Source organism: Maridesulfovibrio spiralis (SeqCode) (assembly GCF_048571135.1).
Taxonomy (GTDB): domain Bacteria; phylum Desulfobacterota; class Desulfovibrionia; order Desulfovibrionales; family Desulfovibrionaceae; genus Maridesulfovibrio; species Maridesulfovibrio spiralis.
Window position 1 is genome coordinate 3,881,111 of sequence record NZ_CP182344.1, and the last position, 19,461, is coordinate 3,900,571.

The window sequence follows — 19,461 nt, forward strand, 5'->3', positions numbered from 1 at the left end:
TGAGATTTAAGCGCATTTAAAAGTTAAGACGAAGTCAGGGATGCAAATATTTTGAAAAGAACATCAGGAGCTAAATTTGAAGCCCACTTTTTTAAGCATAAAAAAGAGCTCCTTCGACCAAGTCAAAAGAGCTCGCAAAAAAGATATGACTAAAAGACTATTCGCCGCTGTCACTATCGAGACTTTTTATGTACTTATCGCGACATTCGTAGGAACAAAAACACTCAATTTTCTCGCCGTTACGTACCCGGATATCTCCATCCTTGGGAACATAAGCACCACAGATCGGGTCTTTGACCATTTCTCCGGTTTTAACTTTTTTATTAAAGTCGTTTCCGGCTTTATCCTGTTTCTTTTTTTGATCGCCTGTGAACAACTTCCACATGACAAATGCGGCCACGGCGATAACAATAAACTTCAGCATAGTTAATTGCACCTCAATAAAAAAAGGCCGCACCTGTAGAAGGTGCGGCCCAAGAATTAATCCTGATAAATCTTATTACCTTCAATGCGGTAATCGATTTTCTTCAGAGCATCGGCAGCAGATGTCCCGTCGGGGAATACTACTTCAGGGTCAATGTCGGTCATTGGAAGAAGCACAAACGCCCTTTCCTGTGCCCGAGGATGCGGAACAGTTAGATATGCCCCACTATCGATGATCCGGTCGCCGAAAAGAATGATATCCAGATCAATTGTTCTGGGACCGTTTTTGACGTCCCGAACTCTGTCCATTTGTCCTTCTACGGCCTGCAGCGTGGAAAGAAAACCTTCTGCTGACCATAATTCAGGATCGACATCAAAACGGACCACCTGGTTGGTAAACCACGGCTGATCTTTCAATCCCTGAGGTTCGGTCTGATAAGTTTCGGACCAGACTTCAGGATCAATACCTTCATATTTTTCCAGCCTGGCAACTGCCTGATTCAAATGGTCTTCTGTATCTCCGACATTTGAACCAAGGCTGATGTAGACCTTTACAGTTTGGATATCCGTGATACTGCCTCCTTGAGCCTTTCGGTATCAACAGTCAGCGAAATTCTGAAATACCCTTCACCGGATTCGCCGAAGCCGTTACCGGGAGTGACAACAACACCGGTTTCCTTCAGGAGCTTGGATACGAACTCGGAAGAAGTATAGCCTTCGGGAGTCTTCGCCCATACAAAAATGGATGCATCAGGCACCTTGCAGGAAATATTGATCTTTTCCAGAGCTTCGATGACGCAGTCACGACGCTCTTTGTAGATCTTGCGAAATTCCTTAACATAAGGTTCGCCTTCTTTTAGTGCAACAATTCCGGCTTCCTGTACAGCCTGAAAGATGCCTGAGTCGACATTTTCTTTGATTTTTCCGAGGCCTGCAACGAGTGAGGCATTACCCACTGCCATACCGCAGCGCCATCCGGTCATGTTGTAGGTCTTGGACAGGGAGTGGAATTCAATGGCCACATCTTTTGCGCCGGGAGTTTCCAGAATGGAAATAGGCTTTTTGTCTTCATCGTAATAGACTTCGGTGTAAGCGGCGTCAGCAGCGATGATTACGTTATGCTTTTTGGCTTTGGCAACCAGTTCTGCGTAGAACTCGGGAGTTGCGGTAGCTGATGTGGGGTTGTTGGGGTAGTTTACGAAGAAGATTTTGCACTTGTCCCACTTGGCGTCATCGATAGCATCAAGGTCGGGCAGGAAGTCGTTTTCTTCCAGCAGCGGAATCATTTCAACTTCACCACCGGCAAAACCGGAAGCGACCGGGTAAACCGGGTAGTTAGGAGAAGCTACCAGTACGAGATCACCGGGGTTTACGAAAGCCAGCGGGAAGTGTGCAATGCCCTCTTTAGAGCCGATCAGGGAAACAACTTCACTAGCTGCATCCAGTTCAACGTTGAATCTTTCTTTGTACCAGTCGGCAACAGCCTGACGAAAAGTCAGCAGACCGACATAAGAAGGATACTGGTGGTTGACTGGATTCTGAGCTGCTTTGTGCAGTGCTTCAATAATAAAGTCGGGAGTCGGAAGGTCGGGATCTCCGATGCCGAGGCTGATGATATCTATGCCCTGCGCTGCAACTTCAGCTTTGAGTCTGTCGATTTCAGCAAAGAGGTACGGGGGAAGTGTTGCGAGCCTGTCGGCAAGTTTAAATTCCGGCATTTCGATATGCTCCTGTCATTTTTTGGTTAAATTATTATCAAAACTGTTTAAATGTGCTTGTTTGCTCTGTCAATCATCTTGAGCAGTCGTACCCATATGTGTAAAGAATATAGGATATGACCGAGAACGAAAACATAACCAGTAAACACCAATGGATTGACCGTTATCTGGAATACCTGCTTATAGAGCGCGGTCTTTCGGAAAACAGTCTTAACGGTTATCTGAGTGATTTGGAGTCTTTTCAGAATTTTCTGGAAGAAAGGTCCGCGAAAATAGAAGACGCCACAAGTCAGACACTTATGCTTTACCTTACATATCTAAGGTCAAAAGCATTGAAATCAACCTCGCTGGCGAGGCATCTTTCATCTTTGCGAGGATTCTTCGCGTTCTGCACGTCGAGAGGACTCATTAAAGAAGATCCTTCAACATTGCTGGAAAATCCGAAGCTCCCCAGAAAAATACCTGTGTTCCTTTCACCGGAAGAAATCGGCCGCATACTAGCTCTGCCCAAGCTGACCGAAAAACTGGGGTTTCGCGATCGTGCTATGCTTGAGCTGCTTTATGCAGCCGGAATGAGAGTATCTGAACTGATCAATCTTAACATCGAAGACTTTGATCCTCAAACAGGAGTTCTCATTATTTTCGGCAAAGGTTCCAAGGAACGGCTGGTACCGATTCATTATGTGGCGCAAAATTTCTTAAACCAATACATTAAGGATTGGCGTCCTGCTTTTAATCCCAAGGTTAAGAACATATTCTTAAACAGATCCGGGAAAGGACTATCCAGACAGGGTGTCTGGAAACTGATCAAGAAGTTCGCACTGGAAGCAGGGATAAAACGTTCAATATCTCCGCACACTTTCAGGCATTCATTTGCCACCCACTTGCTGGATGGCGGTGCGGATCTGCGTACAGTCCAGTTGCTTCTCGGTCATTCAGACATTAATGCTACCGAAATATACACACATATTCAAGCTGGAAGATTGGTCCAGCTCCACAAACGTTTTCACCCCCGTTCTGTAATGTGAGATTTTAAGAATGTCAAAAAATGATGAGCTTATAAAAGCGGAAACAATAATTACCGGACATGTAAATGCGGATTTCGATTGTCTAGCCGCTATTGTCGCTGCCGGAAAACTTTATCCTGATGCTACCCTGATCTTTCCGGGCAGCCAGGAAAAGAACCTGCGTAATTTTTATATGGAGAGCGCTACCTATTTCTTTAATTTTAAACATTTAAAAGAAATAGATAAAAGTGCGGTCAAACTGCTGGTTGTTGTGGATACCTCCCGCCGTAAACGAATTGTGCATATCGATCCGATTTTACAAAATCCGGGATTGCGAATTCATATTTACGACCACCACATGAAATCCGAATGTGACCTTGACCCTGAGTTGATCATCAAAAAACCTTGGGGATCAAGTGTTGCAATCCTTTCTCATGAAATCCAAAAACGCGGTATTGAGATAAACCAGGAAGAAGCGACCATTATGGGACTTGGTTTATATGAAGATACCGGATCATTTACTTTTAACTCCACCACCGAACATGATTTTGAGGCTGGAAAATGGCTCTTAAAAAACGGCATGGAGCTGGATGTAATTACAGATCTGCTTAACCGTGACCTTTCCGCCCAGCAGATCACGTTGCTCGGACGGTTACTTGAAGGAGCAACCACGCACACCATTAATGATCTTGATGTAGTCATCTCCGAAATCAGCACCCCTGAATATGTGGTTGATTTCTCGGTGCTGGTGCACAAATTTATGGACATTGAAAATATCAAAGTCCTTTTTGCACTTGGACGCATGAATGACCGTATTCATTTGGTGGCCCGTTCACGGACACCGGATATCGACGTTGGCGCGATCTGCACCAGCTTCGGCGGTGGCGGACATGTTTATGCCGCTTCAGCGACCATCAAGGACCGTACTCTCGCGGAAGTTCGTGATGAACTTTTCGCAATGCTTTATTCTAAGGTCACACCGCGCCTCAATGTGGAATCCATCATGTCCAAGCAGCCGGTGGCGATCCCTCGCGACATGACCATCAAGAAAGCTGTCGGCCGCATGACCCAGTACAGCCTTAAAGGTGTCCCCGTAGTGGACAGCATGGAGAACATGCGCGTGGTTGGTCTGCTGGAGCATAAAACTGCAGACAAGGCGCTCTCTCATGATCTTGGAGACATGGAAGTTGAAATTTATATGCAGCACCCCTTCTCCACCATCAAAACCGATTCGGGCATGCATCGGGTAATGGAAATCATTTTGGGGCAGAAGCAGCGACTGGTTCCTGTAGTGGAAAATGACCGAGTTATTGCAGTAGTTACCCGGACCGACCTGATCAACATGCTGGTGCAGGACCCGGCACGGATACCGGAATCATTGTTCCCGGACAAAAAGCAGGAACGCAACATCCGCAACATCATGCGCAACCGGTTGCCCAACAAAATCCTCGACATACTTGAAACTGCCGGGGAAATGGCTGCAGAAATAGGAACCGAAGCTTATGTGGTCGGTGGATTTGTACGCGATGTACTGCTGACAAAAACCAATTTCGATCTTGATCTGGTTGTTGAAAGTGACGGCATCGCTTTTGCTAAAAAACTGGCCAAGAAAATGGACGGTCGTGCCAAATATCACCGTAAATTCAAGACTGCCGTGGTTATCCTGCCTGACGGCCAGCGGGTGGATGTGGCAACCGCAAGGCTTGAATATTATGAGTATCCGGCTGCCCTGCCTACGGTAGAACTTTCATCCATAAAGATGGACCTGTACCGTCGTGACTTTACCATCAACGCACTTGCTGTGCATATTAACCCCTCTAGTTTCGGCAAGCTGGTCGACTTTTTCGGATCACAGCGGGACCTCAAAGACAAGACTATCCGTGTACTCCACGCACTTAGTTTTGTTGAAGATCCTACCCGTATAATGAGAGCGATCCGCTTTGAGCAACGTTTTGATTTCAAGATCGGCGGTCAGACCCTGAACCTGATCAAGAACGCGCTCAAATTGAATCTGATCAACAAACTTTCCGGATACCGCCTGACTCATGAGTTGCGTATTATTCTTAATGAAAAGAATGTACTTCACAGCATTGAACGCATGAACGAACTGGGATTACTTGAAGCCATCCACCCGCTGATGGTGCTTAATTCTGCACGCTCACAGGTCATCGGCGAACTCGAAAGGTTAATGAGCTGGTACAGTCTTTTATATCTTGAACCGCCCGTTTCAGTGTGGAAAACATACTTTCTAGCCATGTGTATGGGAGTCTCCAAGGCCAAAATGGAGCAAATTTACGACCGGTTCAGCTTTTCACCCACGGAGCGCAGAGAGTTCGTTCACCTGAGGGATACTGTTTTCTGGGCTGCCGGAAATATCATGAATCTCAAACAGGAAATGAAACCAAGCGAAATTTATGAAACCCTGAACCCCGTCCCTCTTGAGGGCGTATTGTTTATCATGGCCCGGACCAAGCGTGACATGATAAAAAAATATGTTTCCCAATACCTGACCAGCCTGCGACTACAGACAATAGACGTTGACGGTGAGGATCTAAAAAAACTGGGACTGGAGCCCGGTCCTTTATATTCCCAGCTGCTTAATGCTGTAAAGCTGGCGCAATTGGATGGAAAACTGAAGGGACGGGAAGATCAACTTAATTTCTTAAAGGATAGGATTAAGAAAACCAAAAAAAAGTTACAGTAAGTAAATTTGATTTTATTTAGAAGGCATATCAGACGTTGTTTAATAGTCTTTCCCTTGCTCTTGCATGCTAACCCGTGTAGAACATGCGAACTTTTGTTCTGTAAGAGAAAAATGGTTTATTTTAGCTTTTTTTCAAGAATAAGCTGTTTTTTTCATATTTATTGTTGATAATTAGCTGGTATTTAATTACTGGAAATTAATATTGTTTGATAAAAACAATGTGAACCGTCTTAGCTAAAGTTTAGCAGGACAATCGTATGGCAACTTCACTGCTATGCGAACTTAATGTAAAGGTTGTTTTACAGATGGACGTATTATGGGCACCATGGCGAATGGACTACATTCTTGGTCCTAAGCCTGATGAATGTGTTTTCTGTATCCCCGAAAGCACAGAAGAGGATGAGGAAAGATTAATTCTATACAGGGCTGAACATTGCTTTGTTATTATGAATAAATTTCCTTACAATAACTGTCATCTGATGGTTACGCCATACCGTCATGTCAGTAAGCTCACTGATCTTGAAGAAGCGGAAGCTTCAGAGATCATGAAATATATAACCATAAGCTGCGATATTCTGGAAAAGGCATGCAACCCCCAAGGGATTAATGTCGGCCTGAATATAGGGGAAGCAGCCGGAGCTGGGATCGCCGCCCATCTCCATTTTCAGTTAGTACCCCGTTGGAACGGGGATGCATCGTTTATGGCGGTGTTCGGAGAAACAAATGTTATACCCGACCACCTGTCCTCAACTTACAAAAGGCTCAAGCCGTTATTTGACAGCTGCTGTCGCTAAGTAACACTAAGGAGGGTTTCATGCGTTACTTGAAGGTTTTGGCTCTGGTAGTTCTCTTTTTCCTTTCTATGGTATTCTTTATCCAGAATACTCCTGAACTTTCCAAGGAAGTAACTCTGTCCATCGAACTGTTTAGCTACAAGTTCATGAGCCAGCCTCTTCCGTACTACCTCTTGATCCTGATTGCGTTTGCCGCAGGTTCCGTGCTCTGTCTGCTCTACTTCATGGCTGACAAAATCCGTCTTTCCGGTCAGCTCCGTAACTGCCGCACCAGAATGGCAAACCTCGAGCAGGAAGTTAATTCTCTGCGCAATCTGCCCCTCGATGAGGGGAACTATCCCTCCGCCGAAGAAAGCGAAGAGAAAGCTTCTGATAAATAAGCGCATATACAAGGAGTATAAGTGTCCTTTTTAAGCGTATTTAAAAAGAAGAAAATGACGGCGTCCGATAATCGGGCGCCGTCTTATTCGTCCGGGGCCGGAAAAGGCCGCACCGGACTTGCTGACACCCGCGCAGCAATTGACGAGCTCAGCAAGGTTGTAAAAGATACTCCTGAAGCTGTAGAAATTTACCTCGCGCTGGGAAATCTGTATCGTTCACAAGGTGAAATCGAACGTGCCGCCCAGATTAGAAACAGTCTTATTGTCCGTCCAGGGCTGGACCCGGCTATTAAATCACGCGCCCTCTATGAACTTGGGCGGGATTTCAGCCGAGGAGGTTTTCTTGACCGTGCTGTAAATGCTTTTGAAAAAGCACGTGAAATAGTCGGTGACTCACCTGAGATACTAACTGAGCTGGCCGAACTGGCAGCCGGAAGCAGAGAATTCGAAAAAGCTGCCACTTTCTATTCCAAATTGAACCAGCCCTTACAGGAAGCACACTATCTTGCCCGTTTGGCTGAAGACTATACTTCCACCGGCGAAGACAGCGAAGCGCAGCGCACTCTGAAAAAAGCCCTCAAAATTTCATCACATTCTGTCGAATCATGGCTGCTGGTGCTGACCAGATTAAAGCAGGAAGGTTCGCTGGATAATTTTAAAAAAGAATTCAATACCGCTCTTTCACAGGTTCCCAAGCATTTAACTTTTGTTCTCGTGGAAGGCATTCTGGCAGAATCGCTTGTCTTCGGGGACACCCCCGTCACGACCAAAGATCAGGGTAACGATCGCAATTACCCATACTATGAAGTGATGGTTGAAGAAATTTCCCAGTCCGACCCTGATGTAATCATGCATTATTACGGGGCACGGCTTCTACAGCTTTGCGGAAAACAAGAAGAAGCGGGAGTCTGGCTTGAAAAGACTCTTATGCTGAATCAAAACTTCTGGCTGGCGCGACTTGAACTTTTCAATCTCGCTCAGGATCAGCAGGAACTGACCTCATCTTTTAAAAACCAACTGGACTTTTTCGTAAATGTTGCGAGAAAAATTCAAAGATTCACTTGTTCCAGTTGCGGTCTCAAACGTGATAGAATATTTTTCAATTGCCCAAGATGCCGCAGTTGGCATTCAATTTCGTTCCGTAAAGAACTGAACCAGTAAGCCCTATATATTATTGTGAGCAAACCAAAACTCACCCCCATGTTCGAGCAGTACTTGCAGATCAAGGCCGAACACCCTGATTCTCTGCTTTTCTTTCGCATGGGGGATTTTTACGAACTTTTTTTTGAGGACGCTGAAATAGCAGCGCGTGAATTGCAGATCGCTTTGACCTGCCGAAATCCTAATTCCGCTGATAAAATCCCCATGTGCGGAGTACCGCATCATGCCTCACGCACCTACCTTTCTCAGCTGATCGAAAAGGGCTATACCGTCGCACTTTGTGATCAGATAGAAGACCCAAAGCAGGCAAAAGGTCTGGTAAAACGTGCGGTTACCCGAGTGTATACTCCCGGAACCGTTGTTGAGGACGACACTCTTTCAGCCAAGACCAGCAACTATCTCGGGGCTTTGATCTGGGATGATGCAAAGTCTGCGGGCGGACTGGCATGGATGGATTTTTCCACCGGACAGTGGAGCGGAATCCAGAGTAAAAATGAAAATGACCTCTGGCAGTGGGCTCTAAAAATTAACCCCCGTGAACTCATCCTTCCTCAAGGAAAAGCTGTTCCCGGACAGTATGCTGAAATCGACGCCCGTATCGCCCCGGCTCCATCTGCCGGATATTTCAACTACAAATCCGCAATGGACAATGTTCTTGAAGCACAGAATGTAGCGGATCTTGATTCGCTGGACCTTGAAGATAAGCCACAGCTGACTCAGGCTTGTGGGGCATTAATCGCCTACCTGCGCCAGACCCAGATGCAGGACTTTGACCACCTCGATGAATTCAAACCCCTGAACCTGACCAAGTTCATGATTCTGGATGAAGTCACCGAGCGCAATCTTGAGCTTTTTAAAAGGTTGGACGGCAAAAAAGGTAAAGGAACCCTGCTTAATGTGCTGGATAAAACCATCACTCCCATGGGTGGGCGTCTGCTGTCTGTTCGTCTCAAACAACCGTGGCGCGAGATTTCCCCCATTGAGAACAACCAGCGTGCGGTTACTTTTTTTCATGACGATGATTCTCTGCGCGCAAAAATACGCGAACTGCTGGATACGGTTTATGACCTTGAACGTCTTTCCACCCGTGTAGTGCTTGGACGGGCAACGCCCAAAGATTTTATCAGTCTGCGCCAGAGTTTGAAAACCCTGCCTCCGGTCCACCAACTCCTTCATGAAGCTGTGACCAGTGCGGATGAAGGAACTCAGGTTACTCCGGCTCTGAAGACTATCGTTAAGAAATGGGATTCAATGAACGACGTATCCGAGCTGTTGGAACATGCTCTTGTTGACTCCCCTCCTCCGGTGATTACCGAAGGCGGGCTATTCAAAAGCGGGTACAACCCGGAACTGGATGAACTCATCGAGTTGACCGAGCACGGAGAATCAACGCTTGCCGGCCTGCTGGAAAATGAAAAAAAAGCCAACGACCTGCCCAAGCTCAAACTGGGCTTTAACAAAGTCTTCGGCTACTATTTTGAAATTTCCAAAGCTTTCAAAGGACAGGTTCCCGATTACTTTGAGCGGCGTCAGACACTTGTAAACAGTGAACGCTACATCACCCCGGAACTCAAAGAGCTGGAAGAAAAAATCATCTCGGCTTCCGAAAAGCGCAAGACCCTTGAGTACAATCTTTTTCAAAAAGTACGCGAAGATATTGCCAAGAACCGTAGCCGTTTCATGTTCATGGCTGACGCCATCGCCGCTGTTGACTTCTGGCAGGGACTGGCTGAATCTGCGCGAGCCAACCGCTGGTCCTGCCCGGAAATACATTCCGGTATGGAAGTAGTAATTGAAGAAGGACGCCACCCGGTGGTCGAAGCAGTCCAAGGGGCAGCCAACTACATCCCCAACAGCCTGACCATTGATGAAAAACGGCGTATCCTCCTCATTACCGGACCGAACATGGCTGGTAAGTCAACAGTATTGCGCCAAGTCGCTTTAATGGGCATCATGGCCCAGATCGGATCTTATATCCCAGCCACCAGCGGTCGCATCGGACTCATGGATCGCGTATTTTCCCGTGTCGGAGCCTCGGACAATCTAGCACAGGGCCAGTCAACTTTCATGGTTGAAATGATGGAGACTGCCCGAATCCTGCGACAGGCATCCAAACGAAGTCTGGTTATTCTCGATGAAATCGGGCGTGGAACCTCAACTTTCGACGGCCTTGCTTTGGCTTGGGCTGTTGTAGAAGAGCTTTCCAAACGAGCACGGGGCGGAATCCGAACCCTTTTCGCCACCCACTACCATGAACTGACTTCTCTTGAAGGGATAATCGATGGATTGCGTAACTTTAATATCGCAGTTCGTGAATGGAAAGGCGATATCCTTTTCCTGCGAAGACTCGTTCCCGGTCCGGCTGACAAAAGTTACGGTATCGAAGTGGCCAAGCTTGCCGGGGTACCCAAGCCTGTAGTAGTAAGGGCAAGGGAAATTCTTGCGAATCTTGAAGAAAAATCGCAGGATATGGACGGCCAGCCAGTGTATCAAGCTCCTTCTGTGCAATCAATTCTGCCCGGAATGCTCTGCACCGGAAATGAAAAGAACAACGAAGCTCCGCCCGAAGATCACATAATTATAAAAGAATTGCGTAATCTTGATGTTAACGGACTTTCACCCATAGAAGCCCTTACCCTTATGAATCAGTGGAAAAAATCACTTGGAGATTAAGTAATGAAATTTCATAGATTAAAAAAACAAATACTGCTTCCCGTCCTTGCTCTTATGCTTCTGGCAACCGCCGGTTGCGGCGTAAAGATGTGGCCGGCTCCTTCTAAAAGTGAAGATTCTTTTACCCTTTCCTCTGTAGAAGGACGTCGCGTCGGTGAATGTCTTAAAGTAATAGTAAAGGTTGACGGCGCTTACAAAAATGTGGACAATTTAAGTCTTCAATTTCAAGCCGAAGGTTCCGGTCCGGGAGAAGGATGTCCGACATGTCCATTCTTCCCGGCTATCCGGAAAGAATTCACCCCCGGTTCCGAAGGTATTCAATCTGACGGCTCCACTTTCGTATTCAGCGAATGTGGACTTAATCCCGCTAAAAGCTATCGTTGGAGAGTCGTAGGACGCAATGTTTACGATGCACTCGGAGTAGTAGTTTCCGACGTATACACAGCTGCACCCTAATCTTTTAATGGAGTCCTTCCACAATGCATCATTTTGAAATTAAAAATAACGAACTTCACGCTGAAAACATCAGCATTACCGAGCTTGCCAAAGAATACGGCACTCCTCTCTACATCTACTCCGCAGCTACACTGCGCAGACATTTCGAAGCTTTCGATTCCGCTTTCACCGGGCTCGACCACATGACCTGCTACTCCGTAAAAGCTAATTCCAACCTGAGCGTGCTCAAACTGCTGGCTGAAATGGGAGCAGGCATGGATATCGTTTCCGGAGGCGAACTTTTCCGTGCGCTTAAAGCAGGCGTTCCAGCAAGCAAAATCGTATTTTCCGGCGTGGGTAAAAAAGCTTACGAAATTGCTGAAGCTCTCAAAGCCGACATCCTCATGTTCAACGTTGAATCCGTTGGCGAAATGCATCGCATCAATGAAGTGGCCGAGTCCATGAATAAAATTGCGCGCATCAGCTTCCGCATCAACCCCGATGTTGACCCCAAGACCCATCCCTACATTTCCACCGGAATGAAGAAGAACAAATTCGGTCTGGATATGGAAACCGCTAAGGAAGCTTACAAGACCGCAAAGGATCTTTCCAATGTTTCCCCAATCGGTATGGACTGCCACATCGGCTCCCAGTTGACCACTATCGAACCTTTCCTCGAAGCACTCGACAAACTGCTCGCTTTCCGCGACGAACTTGGAGCCATGGGTGTTGAGATCGAACACCTCGACCTCGGCGGCGGACTCGGTATCACCTACGATGAAGAAGAACCGCCCCATCCGAAAGAATTCGGCGAAGCATTGAGCAAAGCTTTGGCCAACAAAGAACTTAAAGTGATACTTGAACCCGGTCGCGTAATTGCCGGTAACGCGGGTATTCTTGTCGGTGAAGTTGTCTATACCAAAAAGACCCCGACTAAGGATTTCCTCATCGTTGATGCTGCCATGAACGATCTGGTTCGTCCTTCGCTCTACCAGTCCTACCACCGTATTTCCGAAGTTACCCAGAACAACCGCGCAGAAATAGACTACGATATCGTCGGGCCCATCTGCGAATCCGGTGACTTTCTTGCTAAAGATCGCATGCTGCCTGAAATGAAACAGGGTGAACTCATCGCTGTCTACTCCGCGGGAGCATACGGCTTCACCATGTCTTCCAACTACAACTCCCGCCTGCGTGCAGCTGAAATCATCGTTGACGGTGATGACGTAATCGTAGCCCGCAGAAGGGAAACTTACGAAGATCTTATTAAACTGGAATCTTAATATAAATAAGCCTCCGGCAGCCCTTCGGGGACCCTGCCGGGGGCTTTTGCCTCCGGCGGCTCTACCGAGAGTCCCTCCGGGGGCTAAAACCCTTTTGGAAAAAGGTTTTAGAATCCCAAAACTTTTTAATATGGCTTCGCCAATTCTTACATAAGCATTGCGGCTTACGGTTCAGACATTAAAATCCCGGATATGGGATTTTCTTTTTTTGGGACTTTAAATAAAATGAGCTATGGCTAGACTAAATTCTTTCTACCTTCCCCCGGAAAACTGGAACTCCCCTTTCATGCTTGAAGGTGGAGAGGCCAAACATCTTGGAAAAGTTCTGCGGACCCGCGTCGGTGATACCGTGCGTCTCTTTGACGGCTGTGGTCGTGAAGGTTTATTTACTGTTATCGGAATTACGAAAAGTAAAGTTCAGTTGGAATTGGATGAAGAAAAATCTACTCCGGACATCCGCAATATAACTCTCGCCATAGGCTGGAACAAATCATCGCGGCGTAATTGGATTCTGGAAAAATCAGTTGAATTGCAAACCCATGGACTGATCTTCTTTCAGAGCGAATTCAGTCAGGGCAAAGTTCCAGCCGAGATCAAAGAAAGCTGGAACGAAAAGCTCGTCGCCGCTGCCAAACAGTGTGGCAACTCATGGTTGCCGGAACTTGCGACCGTTTCAGGATCATTGGAAAAATTAATAGAAGTAGCCGCCCCGTACAGCAACAAACTTTTCTTGTGGGAAAAAGCGGATAACGATACTGTGCCGGATCATTCTGTATTTGCGGCAGAATCCACATTGGCTGTGATCGGCCCGGAAGGTGGTTTCAGCCGGCGTGAAGCTGAATTATTAATTGAAAACGGTTTCAAACCCGTCAGTCTGGGCCAATCCATCCTCCGATGGGAAACAGCTGCCCTGCTCTGCATGGGGACTGCATATTTAGAAAAACAAAAAATATGAAATTAGAATTAACAGATAACCAGCCTTTGGCTGACCGTATCCGTCCTAAAAATATTGACGATTTTTTTGGCCAGAATCACATTCGTGAGCGCATCGAAGCTTTTGAGCGTTCCAAACGACTGCCAAGCCTCTTGCTTTTCGGTCCTCCGGGATGCGGTAAATCAACACTTGCCATGCTTCTGGCAAAATCCACAGGCCGTCATTTCATGCGTATCAGCGCACCGGAATCAGGCATTGCGGCTTTGCGTAAACAACTGGCAGGCATGGATATTCTTATACTTGATGAACTGCATCGGTTTTCCAAGGCACAGCAGGATTTCTTTTTGCCGATTCTGGAATCAGGGGAAATCACCTTACTTGCGACGACCACCGAAAACCCGTCTTTCAGCGTGACCCGGCAACTGCTTTCCCGTCTGCATGTATTGAGATTACGTGCTCTCAGCAAAGTTGATCTGCTGGCAATCTGCAAACGTGCCTGCGATGAACTTGAGATTGAACTGAGTGCAGAAAGTCTGATTTTGATTACTTCCATGGCCGGAGGAGACGGACGTAGCCTACTTAATCTGCTGGAATATACGTCTCAATTACCGGAAGAAAAGCGTGAAGCTGAAAACCTGCGCAAAATTTTACCTGAAACCGTTATTCGCGGTGACCGGGATGGTGACTCCCATTACGAACTTGCTTCAGCGCTGATCAAATCCATTCGCGGCAGTGACCCGGATGCGGCCCTTTATTATCTTGGCTGTTTGATTGAAAGCGGTGAAGATCCAAAATTTATAACCCGCAGATTGATCATCTCAGCAGGCGAAGATATTGGTTTGGCTGATCCATACGCTATGACCATGGCTGTTTCTTGCCAGCAAGCTGTTGAATTCATAGGCATGCCCGAAGGCTTTATTCCCCTTTCCGAGGCCGTAGTTTATTTGGCTTTAGCCCCGAAAAGCAACAGCACTTATGCGGCATACCATACTGTAAAACAAGAAATCCGTCAGAACGGCATGCATCCAGTCCCGCTCCATCTGCGTAACGCTACCACTAATTTGCAAAAAGAATGGGGCTATGGTCGCAACTACCTGTATCCGCATTCATATCCCAACTCTTATATCGATCAGGAATACCTGCCGCCGGAAATTTCCGACCGCATGTTTTATGATCCCAAAGATCAGGGAGAGGAGCCGCGTTTAAATGCGTGGCTGAAAGGACAGCGAAGATCGCGTCCACCAAGGAAAAGACCTGAACCCAAAAAGTGGGGCAAGTGAGTCAATAAGTAAGCTATTTTGTTGCCTGTGTTCTTATGGGGGTGTATACTTGGTCAAACTCCCATAAGGATACATGAATGGCATCATTTAATTCCATAATTGTTGAGAATATTATCGAAAGTATCGATGTTGGAATCATGGTTATTTCCCGCGAAGGAAAAATTGAATTCCTGAATTCGGCTGCTTGTAAAATTCTTAAATTGGATATTAATAAACACCTAGGGCTTGGCTGGGGTGAAATTTTTATCACAGATGCCACATTTAATGCGGAATTCAATCAGGTAATTCTTGATGTCATAAATGAGCAGAAAGCCGGGCTGAAACATATTGTTCCCTACGCAATTAAAGACCGGGAATGTCCACAAAAACTATCCATAACCTCTTCATATCTGACAGAAAACGAGGAAATCCTCGGTCTTGTTTTTCTCTTCGAAGATATTACAGATATTTATAATGCTGAACAGCGTGAAAAAAAAATCCTTTCCCGCAACGCTGAATTGCAAAAAGAAAGGATTGAAAGTCTGGACTCCCTGTCGCAGGCAGTTGCCCATCAAGTATTGAATCCCACCACTGTCATAGGTGGAATGACCAATCTCATTTCCCGCAAACTGGATATAGAAGATCCACTTCAACGTGAATTAAAAATTATTTCCGAAGAAGCCATGAAGCTTGAAGGACTGGTTGCGGCAGTCAAGACTTATTCCAATATTCCAAAACCATATCCGTCAGAAGTCAATTGTTTTGATTTATTTAAAGACGCACTATGCAATGCCAACCTCATACTTGAGCGTATTGATGAACACATTGAAATGAAGTTTGATTGCGAAGTGGCAAAAATTACTGTGGGTAAAAAACTATTCGAAGCTGCGATAGTCGAAATTATGCTCAATGCCAGTAACTTTACGCCGGACAACATTACCAACATAACTATCGAGATCAAAAAAAATAATAATGTAATCCAAATAAGAATCATGGATCAAGGTATGGGGATAGAGCCTCAAATCATGAACCATGTGCTGGACCCATTTTTTTCGACCAAAGCAAAAGGAATTGGCATGGGCTTGCCGCGAGTCAAAAAAATTGTCTTTGAGCACAAGGGCAAATTGGAGATTGAAAGTCCCGGATCAGGAAAAGGGACTACAGTCATTATTAAAATCCCCTGCCCGGACTCTGAATGCTGCACAAATGGTTTTGATACTAATTAAAAAAAAGTATTGAATATTTCCTTAATCTGGTAGTCGTAGTTATCAACGATCTTTTTCAAACTTTCAGCATCCACGCCCAGTACATCCCAGACTTCATCATCAACACCAGGTAGAACATACATACCGCCATCAGCAATTCCAACCGCCAAGGCAAGGTTGTCGGCAGCTTGCAAGATTCCGGCTTCTTTCTGCATTTCACTTTTACCGGGAGCATGGTGACTGCTGATAATCTCAGTCAGAGCGGGAGGGAAATTCCACTTTTCAAGCATGCAGCGGGCAATCTGACTATGATTGAAGCCGAGAACAACATCTTCGGCTTCTACCAGCGGAATGAAGTTCTCCCGGGCAAAGAGCATAGCTTGAACTGCGCTGTAAGGCATTTTTTTAAATAAGATAAGGCGTCCGACATCATGGAGCAGTCCGGCAGTAAACATCATTTCCGGCACAACGCCATCAACCTGTTCGGCGATAACTTTAGAAAATACACCGCAAGTCAGAGAGTGCATCCAAAAAGCACGCATATCAATTAATTCCGGCGGAATATCCTTGAAATAACCGATGGTAGAAAGTCCAAGGGCCAACGTACAAAGCTCCTTGCCGCCGATTAACGCAACTGCACGAACCAGATTGTTAATCTCTGAAGGAAAGCCGTAAAGCGGACTGTTGACCAGTTTCAACAGCTGAGTAGAAAGCCCGACATCCAGCCCCACAACACCGGCGATGTCTCCAGCTGTGCTTTTGGAATCTTCAACTACGTCTTTTACTTTGAAAAATATATCAGGAAAGGACGCCACTTTAAGTTCGGCATCAACGATATCCTCAATGGTTCCTTCGTCGCGAAAGAAAAGATCACGCATCTCATCAAGCGCAGTAACGTGCTGTTCATCTTTAGTAGGCAGTCGCCAGCCCTCCATCAATCGAAGCGCCAGCTTGTAAACAGCAACATCAAACATCTGCATAATTACCGGATCATCATGATTCACAAACATGAAATAATCGCGGGCATAGACGAAAGACCTATCTATGCTGTCTTCATCCGGTTCCGAACCTCCGGATGGTACAATCTGTACTGACTCGATTCCCTGATTCTTGAAAACTGTGATATTTTTATTTGTCAGGACAGATCCCGCAGGCAAAAGCATTCTGTTTCCCTGCTTCAGATCAGCTGCTAAAATCATCCCCGGCTGGACATCGTTAATGTTCACAGTCTGCATAATGAGCCTCGCAAATGTTGAACGGCAGATTTAAATCTTATGGTACGTGATCGTTCCAGCGTGCTGCCTCGGTTTGAACTTATCTGTTACTGCATGTAATGATTCGGAATGTCCCACATATAAGTGCCCGTTATCAAGTAAATTATTATAGAAACCGTCCAAAACTTTCGCTTTCATTTTTTTATCGAAATAAATTATAACATTTCGGCAAAAAACAATATGGGACTTGGGAATTCTCTTAACTTGACTGTCCATATTCAAATTGATCTTGCTGAACGACACCAGCCGCTTAACTTCGGGGTTGATCTGAAAAACATCATTCCCACGGTCTTTAAAATATTTAGGGATGATATGGGCAGGAGTTGTTCGTAAAGAATATCGAGTATATATCCCCTTCTCAGCCATCTTCAAAACATTAGTAGAAATGTCATTGGCAGTAATTTTTATGCGCCACTTGCGGATTTCATCTTTGAGTGCTTCATGCAAAATAATTGCAAGTGTATACGGCTCCTCGCCGGAGGAACATCCTGCAGACCATATTCTAATTTCACGACGTCCAGACTCATTTCCGGCATCGATCATTTTTTTCAACGTGAAGTTTCGAAAAACTTTAAGCTGGGAGTTATCACGAAAAAAACTGGTTTCATTGGTGGTGATTAATTCCGTAAGCATATTTAACTCTTCGGTTTTACCCTTAAAGTGATTCTTTAAGTAATCAATATACTCGGAATAGCTTTTCAATTCCAACTCAGAAAGCCGGGGGGCAAATCTGTTTTCAACCAGAAAACGTCTGTTATCCTGCAAAAAAATACCGGACAACTCATAGATAATATCTCTGATTTCCAAAAATTCTTTCTGGGAAATTTTAATATTTCCACTAAAACCTTTCCCTGAAAACAATCCACTCATATTACTTTCCCGGAACTCAAATATACAAATATAAAACCGTGCAGCCAGATAGAAATCGAATTTATCCTTTATAAACCTTTTTCCATTCATCCAAAAAAAGCACCGCTGTGTCCAAAGGAGTCAACTGTCCCTGCTGTGCTCTGACTGCGGCCACCAGATCATCAAACCCGACATTGGCAGGCAATCCCAACCTATCAATTAATTTAATTATATCATCTTTCAAGTCATCTGGAAAGTTAATGTCAAAAAACGCGTCGGTATTGCGCTCGACGGGCCAATCGGCAAACCGCTCAACTGTAAAATCCAACAGACTCTGCATTCGAACTTCATAAGTATGGTCTTTGAGCACGCGCGCTCTTCCCCGCTCAATATATGCTTTGCGTTCATCAGGATGAGCGAGGAAATACGCAATTTTACGATCCAGATCATCCAGATCATCAAAATGAGCAAGTTCTCCATCATCAAAAGCTTCTGCCATGAGCGAACGTTTATCCACAAGCTGGAAAGATCCGCAGGCGGCCAATTCAAAAGTACGCGGGTTGATAAAGTCCCCGCCGCTGACCAGTTCGTCAGCATTGATAGACGAATGCAGGTTCAGGTTGATCTTTGTTGCATTAAAAATTTTTACGCATTCCTCTGAAGATACACGGCGTCCGTCCAGCTGCACATGAGGTTTAAGAACATGATCGCCATCCCACTCTGTCCCCCAGATCTTCAATCCATGATGAATCAACTTACGAAATGCCATCCGTCTGTTTGGATAGCCCGCGCCCATGAAAGCCACATCCCCGCCATATTTACGGGCATCAACAGGACTGATTTCTTCCGGTTTATGAAAGTCCGGCTGGGCGGCCAAAGGCAGATAAAGAACGTTGTCAGCACCTATCTGCTTGAGTTCACTAAAGAAAGGTTCTTTCTGGATAACGGCAAAAACATCATAAAACGGCGCAAAAGACTGCCAGTAGGTAAACAAGCGGAAATCTTCAACAAACCACATGGCTGTTTTTACATTATCTTTACGTAACCGTTTCAGTGCCTGGTGGGTAAGCGGCGCCTGAGCCATGGCCAGAACCATATCCGGTTCAAAGGTTTCCACTTTGGCCAGCACTGCCTGCGACAGCATATTCAAATAGCTGTTCCGAAGATACTGATGCCTGTCCGAGGTAACTTTTAGATTATCTATGGCAGTGTATGCGCTATAGAAGTCAGGAGCCTCGAAGGTCTCCACCAGATGCCCCATTTTTTTCAATGCGGAAACACAATAACGACCGATAGGAAGCGAACCGCCGTATAAAGGAAGCACAACCAGAATTCGCAAAACCTTGTTCTTATCCATACAAA

General features: G+C 45.7%; 17 protein-coding genes. 11 read left to right on the forward strand and 6 right to left on the reverse strand.

The features are described from left to right. Nucleotides 1-157: 157 nt before the first annotated feature. Genes ACNI29_RS17430 through ACNI29_RS17440 form a run of 3 tightly spaced genes read right to left on the reverse strand, consistent with a single transcriptional unit; the run spans nucleotide 158 to nucleotide 2,141 of the window. Nucleotides 158-424 (reverse strand): transcriptional regulator, encoded by a 267-nt coding sequence (locus ACNI29_RS17430; protein WP_419779636.1) that lies wholly within the window; start codon nucleotides 422-424, stop codon nucleotides 158-160. A gap of 56 nt (nucleotides 425-480) precedes the next feature. After that, nucleotides 481-996: a 2-amino-4-hydroxy-6-hydroxymethyldihydropteridine diphosphokinase gene (folK, locus tag ACNI29_RS17435; RefSeq protein WP_419782118.1), complete on the reverse strand. Its 516-nt coding sequence runs from the start codon at nucleotides 994-996 to the stop codon at nucleotides 481-483. Beyond that, the gene (locus ACNI29_RS17440; protein WP_419779637.1) at nucleotides 975-2,141 is read right to left on the reverse strand and encodes an LL-diaminopimelate aminotransferase; all 1,167 of its coding nucleotides are present in this window, start codon (nucleotides 2,139-2,141) and stop codon (nucleotides 975-977) included. Before ACNI29_RS17440 ends, folK begins: the two co-directional genes overlap by 22 nt. Before the next feature lie 116 nt (nucleotides 2,142-2,257). On the opposite strand from ACNI29_RS17440, the gene xerD reads away from it, so the two are divergent. The 11 genes from xerD (at nucleotide 2,258) to ACNI29_RS17495 (ending at nucleotide 15,997) form a co-directional block, all read left to right on the forward strand. Then, nucleotides 2,258-3,169, forward strand: a complete 912-nt coding sequence (xerD, locus tag ACNI29_RS17445; RefSeq protein WP_419779638.1) for a site-specific tyrosine recombinase XerD — start codon at nucleotides 2,258-2,260, stop codon at nucleotides 3,167-3,169. A gap of 10 nt (nucleotides 3,170-3,179) precedes the next feature. Then, nucleotides 3,180-5,852 carry a CBS domain-containing protein gene (locus ACNI29_RS17450; RefSeq protein ID WP_419779639.1) on the forward strand — a complete coding sequence of 891 codons (2,673 nt, stop codon included), beginning with the start codon at nucleotides 3,180-3,182 and terminating at the stop codon, nucleotides 5,850-5,852. Nucleotides 5,853-6,157: 305 nt separating this feature from the next. Continuing rightward, nucleotides 6,158-6,646, forward strand: a complete 489-nt coding sequence (locus ACNI29_RS17455) for an HIT family protein (RefSeq protein ID WP_419782119.1) — start codon at nucleotides 6,158-6,160, stop codon at nucleotides 6,644-6,646. Between the two features lie 20 nt (nucleotides 6,647-6,666). After that, nucleotides 6,667-7,026, forward strand: coding sequence for a LapA family protein (locus tag ACNI29_RS17460; protein ID WP_419779640.1), 360 nt, complete (start codon nucleotides 6,667-6,669; stop codon nucleotides 7,024-7,026). Nucleotides 7,027-7,080: 54 nt separating this feature from the next. Next, nucleotides 7,081-8,187 carry a tetratricopeptide repeat protein gene (locus ACNI29_RS17465; protein ID WP_419779641.1) on the forward strand — a complete coding sequence of 369 codons (1,107 nt, stop codon included), beginning with the start codon at nucleotides 7,081-7,083 and terminating at the stop codon, nucleotides 8,185-8,187. Nucleotides 8,188-8,202: 15 nt separating this feature from the next. Next, nucleotides 8,203-10,860 (forward strand): DNA mismatch repair protein MutS, encoded by a 2,658-nt coding sequence (gene mutS, locus ACNI29_RS17470; RefSeq protein ID WP_419779642.1) that lies wholly within the window; start codon nucleotides 8,203-8,205, stop codon nucleotides 10,858-10,860. Nucleotides 10,861-10,863: 3 nt separating this feature from the next. Next, nucleotides 10,864-11,316 (forward strand): hypothetical protein, encoded by a 453-nt coding sequence (locus ACNI29_RS17475; protein ID WP_419779643.1) that lies wholly within the window; start codon nucleotides 10,864-10,866, stop codon nucleotides 11,314-11,316. A 23-nt stretch (nucleotides 11,317-11,339) separates the two neighbouring features. Next, nucleotides 11,340-12,578: a diaminopimelate decarboxylase gene (gene lysA, locus ACNI29_RS17480; protein WP_419779644.1), complete on the forward strand. Its 1,239-nt coding sequence runs from the start codon at nucleotides 11,340-11,342 to the stop codon at nucleotides 12,576-12,578. A 232-nt stretch (nucleotides 12,579-12,810) separates the two neighbouring features. Next, nucleotides 12,811-13,533, forward strand: a complete 723-nt coding sequence (locus ACNI29_RS17485) for a 16S rRNA (uracil(1498)-N(3))-methyltransferase (protein WP_419779645.1) — start codon at nucleotides 12,811-12,813, stop codon at nucleotides 13,531-13,533. Beyond that, the gene (locus tag ACNI29_RS17490; protein WP_419779646.1) at nucleotides 13,530-14,792 is read left to right on the forward strand and encodes a replication-associated recombination protein A; all 1,263 of its coding nucleotides are present in this window, start codon (nucleotides 13,530-13,532) and stop codon (nucleotides 14,790-14,792) included. The genes ACNI29_RS17485 and ACNI29_RS17490 overlap by 4 nt, the downstream gene beginning before the upstream one ends. Before the next feature lie 77 nt (nucleotides 14,793-14,869). Beyond that, nucleotides 14,870-15,997, forward strand: coding sequence for a sensor histidine kinase (locus ACNI29_RS17495; RefSeq protein WP_419779647.1), 1,128 nt, complete (start codon nucleotides 14,870-14,872; stop codon nucleotides 15,995-15,997). Here the strand turns inward: ACNI29_RS17495 and ACNI29_RS17500 are convergent. The 3 genes from ACNI29_RS17500 to ACNI29_RS17510 form a co-directional block, all read right to left on the reverse strand. Further along, nucleotides 15,994-17,211, reverse strand: a complete 1,218-nt coding sequence (locus ACNI29_RS17500; RefSeq protein ID WP_419779648.1) for an HDOD domain-containing protein — start codon at nucleotides 17,209-17,211, stop codon at nucleotides 15,994-15,996. The two genes, ACNI29_RS17495 and ACNI29_RS17500, sit on opposite strands and share 4 nt — an antisense overlap. A 30-nt stretch (nucleotides 17,212-17,241) precedes the next feature. Next, nucleotides 17,242-18,120 (reverse strand): CheR family methyltransferase, encoded by an 879-nt coding sequence (locus ACNI29_RS17505; protein ID WP_419779649.1) that lies wholly within the window; start codon nucleotides 18,118-18,120, stop codon nucleotides 17,242-17,244. 61 nt (nucleotides 18,121-18,181) lie between these two features. Further along, entirely contained in the window at nucleotides 18,182-19,456 is a 1,275-nt protein-coding gene (locus ACNI29_RS17510) for a CgeB family protein (RefSeq protein ID WP_419779650.1), read from the reverse strand. Nucleotides 19,457-19,461 lie beyond the last annotated feature (5 nt).